The organism is Ideonella azotifigens, assembly GCF_021043325.1.
GTDB lineage: Bacteria > Pseudomonadota > Gammaproteobacteria > Burkholderiales > Burkholderiaceae_C > Ideonella > Ideonella azotifigens.
Window position 1 is genome coordinate 251,202 of the sequence record NZ_JAJNKD010000009.1, and the last position, 9,461, is coordinate 260,662.

A 9,461-nucleotide genomic window follows, 5' to 3' on the forward strand; every position below is an offset into this window, starting at 1 on the left:
ACAGACATGATGAATTCCCGTTTGAACCGCCGCCACGTGCTGAGCGCGTTGGGCGCTGCCACGCTCTCGGCAGGCCTGCCGCTGGGCGCGCTCGCCGCCGACAAGAAGCTGGTCCTGGGCTTCTCGCAGATCGGCGCCGAAAGCGAATGGCGCACCGCCAACACCGAGTCGATCAAGGCCGCCGCAGCTGCCGCCGGCATCGAGCTGAAGTTCTCGGACGCGCAGCAGAAGCAGGAAAACCAGATCAAGGCGCTGCGCTCCTTCATCGCCCAGAAGGTCGATGTGATCGCCTTCTCGCCGGTGGTGGAATCGGGCTGGGAAACCGTGCTGCGCGAAGCCAAGGCCGCGAAGATCCCGGTCATCCTGACCGACCGCGCCGTCAACGTGAAGGACGATTCGCTGTACGTCACCTTCATGGGTTCGGACTTCCTGGAAGAAGGCCGCAAGGCCGGCCGCTGGCTGGTCGAGAAGACCAAGGGCTCGACCGGTGATGTGAACATCGTCGAGCTGCAAGGCACCGTGGGCTCGGCCCCGGCCATCGACCGCAAGAAGGGCTTCGAGGAAATCATCAAGGCCGACCCGAAGTTCAAGGTGATCCGCTCGCAGACCGGCGACTTCACGCGCGCCAAGGGCAAGGAAGTCATGGAAGCCTTCCTGAAGGCCGAGGGCAAGAAGATCAATGTGCTGTACGCGCACAACGACGACATGGCCATCGGTGCGATCCAGGCGATCGAGGAAGCCGGCCTGAAGCCAGCAAAGGACATCACCATCATCTCGATCGACGGCGTCAAGGGCGCCTTCGAAGCGATGATTGCCGGCAAGCTGAACGTCAGCGTCGAGTGCAGCCCGCTGCTGGGCCCGCAGCTGATGCAGGCCGCCCAGGACCTGAAGGCCGGCAAGACCTTGCCCAAGCGCATCGTCACCCAGGAATCCATCTTCCCGATGGAAGTCGCGGCCAAGGAATTCCCCAGCCGCAAGTATTGAGCTTTGATCGGATGATCGCGGGCCTGGCCCTCGGCCATCCGTACCCTCTCGGGGGACCTGGCGCCATGCGGCAGGTCAGGGGGGCTCTCTGAAATGAAACTGGAGACACGAACATGAAGTTGATGAACAAACGCACGCTGCTGCTGGCCACCAGCCTGATGGCGACCCTGGGCTGGCTGCAGCCCGCTGCCGCGCAGGACAAGGGCCCGATCGGCATCTCGATGCCGACCAAGTCCTCGGCCCGCTGGATCGCCGACGGCGACAACATGGTCAAGTACTTCAAGGACAAGGGCTACAAGACCGACCTGCAGTACGCCGACGACGACATCCCGAACCAGCTCGCGCAGATCGAGAACATGGTCACCAAGGGCGCCAAGGTGCTGGTGATCGCCGCCATTGACGGCACCACGCTGTCCAACGCGCTGCAGAAGGCGGCCGACAAGGGCGTCAAGGTCATCGCCTACGACCGCCTGATCAAGGGCTCGAAGAACGTCGACTACTACGCCACGTTCGACAACTTCCAGGTCGGCGTGCTGCAGGCCGGTGCCATCGTCGACAAGCTGGGCCTGAAGGCCGGCAAGGGCCCGTTCAACATCGAGCTGTTCGGCGGCTCGCCGGACGACAACAACGCCTTCTTCTTCTACGACGGCGCGATGTCGGTCCTGAAGCCCTACATCGACAGCGGCAAGCTGGTCGTGCGCAGCAAGCAGATGGGCATGGACAAGGTTGGCACGCTGCGCTGGGACGGCGCGGTGGCCCAGGCCCGCATGGACAACCTGCTGTCGGCCTACTACGGCAAGGACAAGGTCAACGCCGTGCTGTCGCCGTATGACGGCCTGTCGATCGGCATCCTGTCGTCGCTGAAGGGCGTGGGCTATTGCACCGCTTCGCAGCCGTGCCCCATCGTGTCCGGCCAGGACGCCGAGATCCCCTCGGTCAAGTCCATGCTGCGCGGTGAGCAGAGCGCCACCGTCTTCAAGGACACGCGGGAACTGGCCAAGGTGGTGGTCGGCATGACCGACGCGCTGCTGTCGGGCAAGCAGCCCCCGATCAACGACACCAAGACCTACAACAACGGCGTCAAGGTCGTGCCTTCGTTCCTGCTCAAGCCGATCTCGGTCGACATGAGCAACTGGAAGCAGGCCCTGGTCGACAGCGGCTACTACAAGGAAAGCCAGCTGCACTGATGCAGCGGCACCTCACCTGCGCACACGCCAAATTCGTATGAGTACTTCGTTGTTAGAAATGCGCGGCATCCGGAAGACGTTTTTCGGTGTTGTTGCGCTGGACCATGTGAACCTGAGCGTGCGCGCTGGTGAGATCCATGCCGTCGTCGGAGAAAACGGCGCCGGCAAGTCAACCCTGATGAAGGTGCTCAGCGGGGTCTACCCGCATGGCTCGTACGAAGGCGACATCGTCTTCGACGGCGAGGCCAGGGAGTTCTCGGGCATCGCCGACAGCGAGCGGCTGGGCATCATCATCATCCACCAGGAGCTGGCCCTGGTGCCGCTGCTGTCGATCGCCGAGAACATCTTCCTTGGCAACGAGCCCGCCAGGCGCGGTGTGATCGACTGGGGCCTGGTGCACCAGAAGGCGCGCGCCTTGCTGACCAAGGTCGGCCTGAACGAGTCGACCGCCACGCGGGTCACCGACATCGGCATCGGCAAACAGCAACTGGTCGAGATTGCCAAGGCGCTGGCCAAGGAGGTGCGGCTGTTGATCCTCGACGAGCCGACCGCCAGCCTGAACGAGACCGACAGCGATGCGCTGCTGGAGCTGCTGCTGGCGCTCAAGGCGCAGGGCATCGCCTGCATCCTGATCTCGCACAAGTTGAACGAGATTGCCAAGGTGGCCGACTCGATCACCGTGCTGCGCGACGGTTCCACCGTCTCGACGCTGGACTGCCGCGACAACCCGCCGTCGCAGGACCTGGTGATCCGCCACATGGTCGGCCGTGAAATGGCCGACCGTTATCCGCGCCGCGTCCCGAAGATCGGCAACACCGTGTTCGAGCTGCGTGACTGGCGTGTCTACCACCCGCAGCACTCCGACCGGCTGGTCGTCAAGGGCGTGGACCTGAACGTGCGCCGTGGCGAGATCGTCGGCATTGCCGGGCTGATGGGCGCCGGCCGTACCGAGCTGGCGATGAGCGTCTTCGGCCGCTCTTGGGGCCGGCGCATCAGCGGCAGCGTGAAGATGGACGGCCAGGAAGTCGACGTCAGCACGGTGCAGAAGGCGGTGGGCCACGGCATTGCCTACGTCACCGAAGACCGCAAGTCGCTCGGCCTGGTGATGGGCGACAGCATCGCCCGCAACACCTCGCTGGCCAACCTGCCTGGCGTGGCCAAGGCGGGGGTGATCGACGAGGCCAAGGAATTCAACGTCGCCAGCGAATACCGCCGCAAGCTGGCCACCCGCTGCTCGGGCGTGCAGCAGCAGGTGCTGAACCTCTCGGGTGGCAACCAGCAGAAGGTCGTGCTGGCCAAGTGGCTGTTTGCCAATCCCACGCTGTTGATCCTGGACGAACCCACGCGCGGCATCGATGTCGGCGCCAAGTTCGAGATCTACAGCCTGATCGCCCAACTCGCCGAAGAAGGCCGAGCCATCCTGATGATCTCTTCCGAAATGCCCGAATTGCTGGGCATGTGCGACCGCGTCTACGTGATGAACGAGGGCGAGTTCGTCGCCGAGTTCCCCGCGGCAGAAGCCTCGCAGGAAAAGATCATGCATGCCATCGTCAATGCCACGCGCCTCGAACGCCATGACTGCAGTGTCTGATACCAATACCCCCCAGCGCCCCGCCGCCTTGCCAGTGGCTTCCTCCGCAGCGCGTTTCCTGAAGCAGCACCTGCGCGAGTACGGCATGCTCATGTCACTCATCGTGATCATGGGCTTCTTCCAGTACGTGACAGACGGCACGCTGCTGCAGCCGCTGAACCTCACGAACCTGGTGCTGCAGAACAGCTACATCGTCATCATGGCGCTGGGCATGCTGCTGGTCATCGTCTCGGGTCACATCGACCTGTCGGTCGGTTCGGTCTGCGGCTTCATCGGCGCGCTGGCCGCGGTGCTGATGGTCGACTACAACTGGAATTTCGTCGCGGCTTCGCTGGTCTGCCTGATCGTTGGCGCGGTGATCGGTGGTGCCCAGGGCTGGTTCGTCGCCTACTTCCGCATCCCGTCCTTCATCGTCACGCTGGCCGGCATGCTGGTCTTCAAGGGCCTGGCGCTGGCGCTGCTGAAGGGCCAGTCCGTCGGCCCGTTCCCGGACGAGTTCCAGAAGCTCAGCTCCGGCTTCATCCCCGACGTGTTCGGCGGCGCCGAAATGCGGGTCACCTCGCTGCTGCTGGGCGTGATCGTCTCGGTGGTGATGGTGGTGGCGGGTTGGTGCGAGCGCTGGCACCACCACCGCCACGGCATGGAGACCGAGCCGCTGGTGCTGTTCGTGCTGCGCAACCTGATCTTCGCTGGCCTGCTGATCGCGCTGGCCTGGCTGATGGCCTCGTACAAGGGCCTGCCGAACGTGCTGATCATCATGTTCGTGCTGATGGTGCTCTATGAGTTCGTCACCAGCCGCACCACGCTGGGCCGGCGCATCTACGCGCTGGGCGGCAACGAGAAGGCCGCGCGCCTGTCGGGCATCAAGACCGAACGCCTGGCCTTCCTGACCTTCGTCAACATGGGCGCGCTGGCGGCGCTGGCCGGCCTGGTTTTCGCCGCGCGGCTGAACACCGCCACGCCCAAGGCCGGCCTCGGCTTCGAGCTGGACGTGATCGCCGCCTGCTTCATCGGCGGCGCTTCGGCCTCGGGCGGCGTGGGCCGCGTGATGGGCGCGGTGATCGGCGCCTTCGTGATGGGCGTGATGAACAACGGCATGTCCATCCTCGGCATCGGCATCGACTACCAGCAGGTCATCAAGGGCCTGGTGCTGCTGGCTGCCGTGTGTGTCGACGTCTACAACAAGAACAAGGGCTGAGTCGCATGACCGCCGCGTCGTCCGCCAATCCCGTCGTGCTGCAGCTCACCGGCATTGGCAAGCGCTTTGGCCCGGTGCAGGCGCTGCGCAATGTCAACCTGACCCTGCGGGCCGGCGAGGTGCATGCGCTGATGGGCCAGAACGGCGCGGGCAAGTCCACGCTGATCAAGGTGCTCACGGGGGTCTACCCGGTGGACGCGGGCGAGATGCTGCTGGGCGACACGCCGGTCGCCGCGGCCACACCGCGCGATGCGCAGACGCTGGGCATCAACACCGTCTACCAGGAGGTCAACCTCTGCCCGAACCTGTCGGTGGCGGAAAACATCTTCGCCGGCCACTACCCCCGCCATGGCGCCAAGGGCGCGTGGCGCATAGCCTGGCGGCGCATGCAGGACGACGCGCGCGCCTTGCTGGCCCGGCTGAACCTGGACATCGACGTGAGCCGCGTGCTGGGCAGCTTCCCGGTCGCGGTGCAGCAGATGGTGGCCATCGCGCGCTCGCTGCACGGCCAGTCCAAGGTGCTGATCCTCGACGAGCCCACCTCCAGCCTGGACCGCGATGAAGTCGCGCGCCTGTTCGGCGTGCTGCGCCAGCTGCGGGCGCAAGGCCTGGCCATCCTGTTCGTCAGCCACTTCCTGGACGAAGTCTACGAGCTGGCCGACCGCATCACCGTGTTGCGCAACGGCGAGTACGTGGGCGAATACCTGCCCGCCAACCTGGACGCACCAGCGCTGATCAGCGCGATGATCGGCCGCGCCTTCACCGCCAGCACCGGCGCCGTGCGGGCCGGTGCGGCGCCCAACACGGTGGAGCCCCTGCTCAGCGCACGGGGCCTGGGCCGCAAGGGCGCGGTGCAGCCGCTGGACCTGGACCTGCGGCCTGGCGAAGTGCTGGGCCTGGCCGGCCTGCTGGGCTCTGGCCGCACCGAACTCGCGCGGCTGTTGTTTGGCCTGGACAAGGCCGACAGCGGCACGCTGAAGCTGCGCGGCGAAACGCTGGCGCTCAGCTCGCCCACGCAGGCCGTGCGCCACGGCCTGGCGATGTGCCCCGAGGACCGCAAGGCCGAAGGCATCGTCGCCGACCTGTCGATCCGCGAAAACATCGCGTTGGCGCTGCAGGCCCGGCTGGGCATCTGGCGCTGCCTGGGCACGCGCCGGCAGCAGGTGCTGGCCGACAAGTTCATCCAGCAGCTGGGCATCAAGGCGGCAGACGCCGAAATGCCGATCAGCCAGCTCTCTGGCGGCAACCAGCAGAAGGCGCTGCTCGCACGCTGGCTGGCCACCGAGCCGGCGCTGCTGATCCTCGACGAACCCACGCGCGGCATTGATGTGGCCGCCAAGCAGGACATCATGGACAAGATCCGCATGCTGGCTGCCGAAGGCCTGGCCGTGCTGTTCATCTCGGCCGAGCTGGACGAGATCTCGCGCCTGTCGGACCGCATTGCCGTGATGCGCGACCGGCGCAAGGCCGGCGAGCTGCCCGGCGGCAGCAGCGAAGTCGCCATCGCCGACATGATCGCCGGGGTGCCGGCATGAAGCGGCTCACTTCTCATCGCCTGTTCTGGCCGCTGGTCACGCTGGTGCTGCTGCTGGCCATCAATGCCAGCTTCAACCCCGGCTTCTGGCAACTGCGCTGGCGCGACGGCCACCTCTACGGCAGCATCATCGACATCCTGAACCGTGCCGCCCCGCTGGCCATTGTCTCGCTGGGCATGACGCTGGTCATTGCCACCCGCGGCATCGACATTTCGGTCGGTGCCGTGGTCGCGATCGGTGCCGCGGTGGCGGCCTGGATGATAGGCGGCCAGCTGGTGATGCAGGACGGCGCGCCGGTCTACCTGAGCCGCTTCCCGATGGGGCTGGCCCTGGCCTGCGCCATGGGTGTGGCGCTGCTGTGCGGGCTGTGGAACGGCGTGCTGGTGGCAGGTGCTGGCATCCAGCCCATCATCGCCACGCTGATCCTGATGGTCGCCGGCCGCGGCGTGGCGCAGCTGGTCACCGGTGGGCAGATCATCACCGTCTACTACCCGCCGTTTTTCTTCCTCGGCGGTGGCTTCCTGTTCGGCCTGCCGTTTGCGCTGTTCGTGGTCGCGGCCATCTGGCTGGTGCTGCAGCTGGCGCTCACGCGCACTGCGCTCGGGCTGTTCATCCAGGCCATTGGCGTGAACCCGGCGGCCGCGCGGCTGGCGGGGGTGCGCCAGCGCCTGATAACAGTCTGCGTCTACGGTTTCTGCGGCCTGGCCGCGGGTGTGGCCGGGTTGCTGCTGAGCAGCAATGTGAAGAGCGCCGACGGCAACAACGCCGGCCAGCTGATGGAGCTGGACGCGATCCTCGCCGTCACGCTGGGCGGCACGCTGCTGACCGGCGGGCGCTTCACGCTGGCCGGCAGCGTCATCGGCGCGCTGATCATCCAGACGCTGACCTCCACCATCTACTCCATCGGCGTGCCGCCCGAGGTCAACCTGGTCGTCAAGGCTGCGGTGGTCTTTGTCGTGATGCTGCTGCAGTCGCCCGACTTCCGCACCTGGCTGCGCAGCATTGCGGTGCGGCCGGCGGCGAGGAGTGCGGCATGAGTGCCTTGCCCCAAATGACGACGCCTTCCATCGAACGAGCTGAGCCGTCCAAGCTGCAAGTCGTGCCGCCGGCACCGGCCCCGCAGCGCCGCGGCCCGCGCCTGCGCGCAGAGCAGCTGCCGCTGGCGCTGACCATCCTGCTGTTTGGCGTGATGGCCGCCTACGGCTCGGTCGCCTACACCGGCTTCTTCTCGGCCCAGGTCTTCCTGAACCTGCTGATCGACAACGCCTTCCTGCTGATCGTCGCGGTCGGCATGACCTTCGTGATCCTGGCCGGCGGCATCGACCTGTCGGTCGGCTCGGTGATTGCGCTCACCACCATGGTCGAGGCCACGCTGGTCGAGCGCCATGGCTGGAGCGCGACGGCGGTCATCCCGCTGGTGCTGGCCATGGGCCTGGTCTTCGGCACGGTGCAGGGCTTCCTGATCCAGCGCTTCCGGCTGCAGCCCTTCATCGTCACGCTGGCCGGCATGTTCCTGGCGCGCGGCCTGTGCTACCTGATCAGCATCGACTCGATCAGCATGGCCGACGAGACCTTTGGCGAAATCTCGCAGGCGCGCTTCTCGCTGTGGGAAGGCGCTTCACTGTCGGTCGGCGCCATCATTGCGCTGGTGGTCGTCGCGGTCGGCCTGTTCGTCGCGCACGGCACGGCGTTTGGCCGCACTGTCTATGCGATTGGCGGCAGCGAACACTCGGCCTTGTTGATGGGGCTGCCGGTGGCACGCACGACGGTGCAGGTCTATGCGCTCAGCGGCTTCTGCTCGGCACTGGCCGGCGTGGTCTTCAGCTTCTACATGCTCTCGGGCTATGGCCTGCATGCGACCGGGCTGGAGCTGGACACGATTGCCGCGGTGGTGATCGGTGGCACGCTGTTGTCTGGAGGCGTCGGTCACGTTGCAGGCACCTTGTTTGGCGTGCTGACGCTGGGCATCATCCAGACCCTGATCAGCTTCGACGGCACCCTCAGTTCCTGGTGGACGCGCATCGTCATCGGTGCCTTGCTGTTTGTCTTCTGCCTGCTGCAGCGCCTGTTTGAAGGCCGCCGTGGCCATGCTGTTTCCTGACTGAATCCATGGCCACAGCGCCTGTGCGCCGTGTGCCTTTTTCGCGCAACCGTACGCCCGAGTTTTTCCCTCGCGCAGGCTGTCCATTGCCTGCGACTTCCTGTCCGGTCCTTTCGACCGGTCGATAACATCCTGGAGACTCACGATGAATCGTTTTGAAACTGCCCGCCGCGGCGCGGTGCCGCGTGCACTGCTGTCGGCCACGGCCTTTGCCGCGACCACGCTGCTGGCACTGCCATCGGCGCAAGCGCTGGACTGGGGCGGCTACTTCCGCGCAGGCCCCGGCCTGACCTCGAAGAACACCTCGCGCGCCTGCTACGACCTGAAGAGTGACCCCACCAAGAACGGTGGCAGCGCCGGCATGAAGTACCGCCTGGGCAATGAATGCGACTTCTATGGTGAATTCGCGCTGAGCCAGGACTTCGTCAAGGACGGCATCTCGTCCAAGATCTACGTCATGACCAATCACTACAACGGCGGCACCGACTACGACGGCTCCGGCGTGCAGTTCAACCAGATGTACGGCGAGGCCAAGGGCTTCGACATCGCCCCTGACGCCACCTTCTGGATGGGCAAGGCCTGGGGGCGCCGCGGCGACGTGCACATCGTCGACACCTTCTTCGTCGACATGGTCGGCGTGGGCGCCGGTGCACGCGACTTCAAGGCCGGCCCGGGCAAGTTCGGCTTCGCGTACTACAAGGCCGACTCCGACAACGACGTCCTGAACCGCCCGGGCAACCGCCTGAACTTCGAGTTCTACGACATTGCCACCAACCCGGGCGGCAAGGTCAACTTCTACGCCACCGCCACCCAAGGCCAGTTCAACGGCGGCACCAAGGGTGCAGGCCTGACGGCGCGCGTCGAC

Annotated in this window: 8 protein-coding genes; all 8 read left to right on the forward strand. The window is 65.8% G+C overall.

What is annotated here, in order from left to right:
- Positions 1 to 9: 9 nt before the first annotated feature.
- A complete protein-coding gene (locus tag LRH25_RS19715; protein WP_141288849.1) occupies positions 10 to 984 on the forward strand; it encodes an ABC transporter substrate-binding protein in 975 nt (324 codons plus the stop codon).
- A gap of 113 nt (positions 985 to 1,097) precedes the next feature.
- Positions 1,098 to 2,171, forward strand: coding sequence for a multiple monosaccharide ABC transporter substrate-binding protein (chvE, locus tag LRH25_RS19720; protein WP_141288845.1), 1,074 nt, complete (start codon positions 1,098 to 1,100; stop codon positions 2,169 to 2,171).
- Positions 2,172 to 2,208: 37 nt separating this feature from the next.
- Positions 2,209 to 3,762, forward strand: a complete 1,554-nt coding sequence (mmsA, locus tag LRH25_RS19725) for a multiple monosaccharide ABC transporter ATP-binding protein (protein WP_141288843.1) — start codon at positions 2,209 to 2,211, stop codon at positions 3,760 to 3,762.
- Complete coding sequence (gene mmsB, locus LRH25_RS19730) at positions 3,746 to 4,960, forward strand: multiple monosaccharide ABC transporter permease (protein ID WP_141288841.1); 1,215 nt, start codon at positions 3,746 to 3,748, stop codon at positions 4,958 to 4,960. Before mmsA ends, mmsB begins: the two co-directional genes overlap by 17 nt.
- Positions 4,961 to 4,965: 5 nt before the next feature.
- A complete protein-coding gene (locus LRH25_RS19735; RefSeq protein ID WP_231011997.1) occupies positions 4,966 to 6,495 on the forward strand; it encodes a sugar ABC transporter ATP-binding protein in 1,530 nt (509 codons plus the stop codon).
- Complete coding sequence (locus LRH25_RS19740) at positions 6,492 to 7,532, forward strand: ABC transporter permease (protein WP_141290720.1); 1,041 nt, start codon at positions 6,492 to 6,494, stop codon at positions 7,530 to 7,532. Before LRH25_RS19735 ends, LRH25_RS19740 begins: the two co-directional genes overlap by 4 nt.
- Before the next feature lie 14 nt (positions 7,533 to 7,546).
- The gene (gene yjfF, locus LRH25_RS19745; protein ID WP_141290722.1) at positions 7,547 to 8,596 is read left to right on the forward strand and encodes a galactofuranose ABC transporter, permease protein YjfF; all 1,050 of its coding nucleotides are present in this window, start codon (positions 7,547 to 7,549) and stop codon (positions 8,594 to 8,596) included.
- A gap of 145 nt (positions 8,597 to 8,741) precedes the next feature.
- Positions 8,742 to 9,461 (forward strand): carbohydrate porin (locus tag LRH25_RS19750; protein WP_231011998.1); only part of this gene is annotated, 720 nt, incomplete at its 3' end.

What these genes read in the sequence shown, in the direction of transcription:
- LRH25_RS19740 (WP_141290720.1), top strand. Translation starts at nt 6,492, where the DNA reads ATGAAGCGGCTCACTTCTCATCGCCTGTTCTGGCCGCTGGTCACGCTG.
- LRH25_RS19715 (WP_141288849.1), top strand. Translation starts at nt 10, where the DNA reads ATGAATTCCCGTTTGAACCGCCGCCACGTGCTGAGCGCGTTGGGCGCT.
- chvE (WP_141288845.1), top strand. Translation starts at nt 1,098, where the DNA reads ATGAAGTTGATGAACAAACGCACGCTGCTGCTGGCCACCAGCCTGATG.
- mmsB (WP_141288841.1), top strand. Translation starts at nt 3,746, where the DNA reads ATGACTGCAGTGTCTGATACCAATACCCCCCAGCGCCCCGCCGCCTTG.
- mmsA (WP_141288843.1), top strand. Translation starts at nt 2,209, where the DNA reads ATGAGTACTTCGTTGTTAGAAATGCGCGGCATCCGGAAGACGTTTTTC.
- LRH25_RS19735 (WP_231011997.1), top strand. Translation starts at nt 4,966, where the DNA reads ATGACCGCCGCGTCGTCCGCCAATCCCGTCGTGCTGCAGCTCACCGGC.
- yjfF (WP_141290722.1), top strand. Translation starts at nt 7,547, where the DNA reads ATGACGACGCCTTCCATCGAACGAGCTGAGCCGTCCAAGCTGCAAGTC.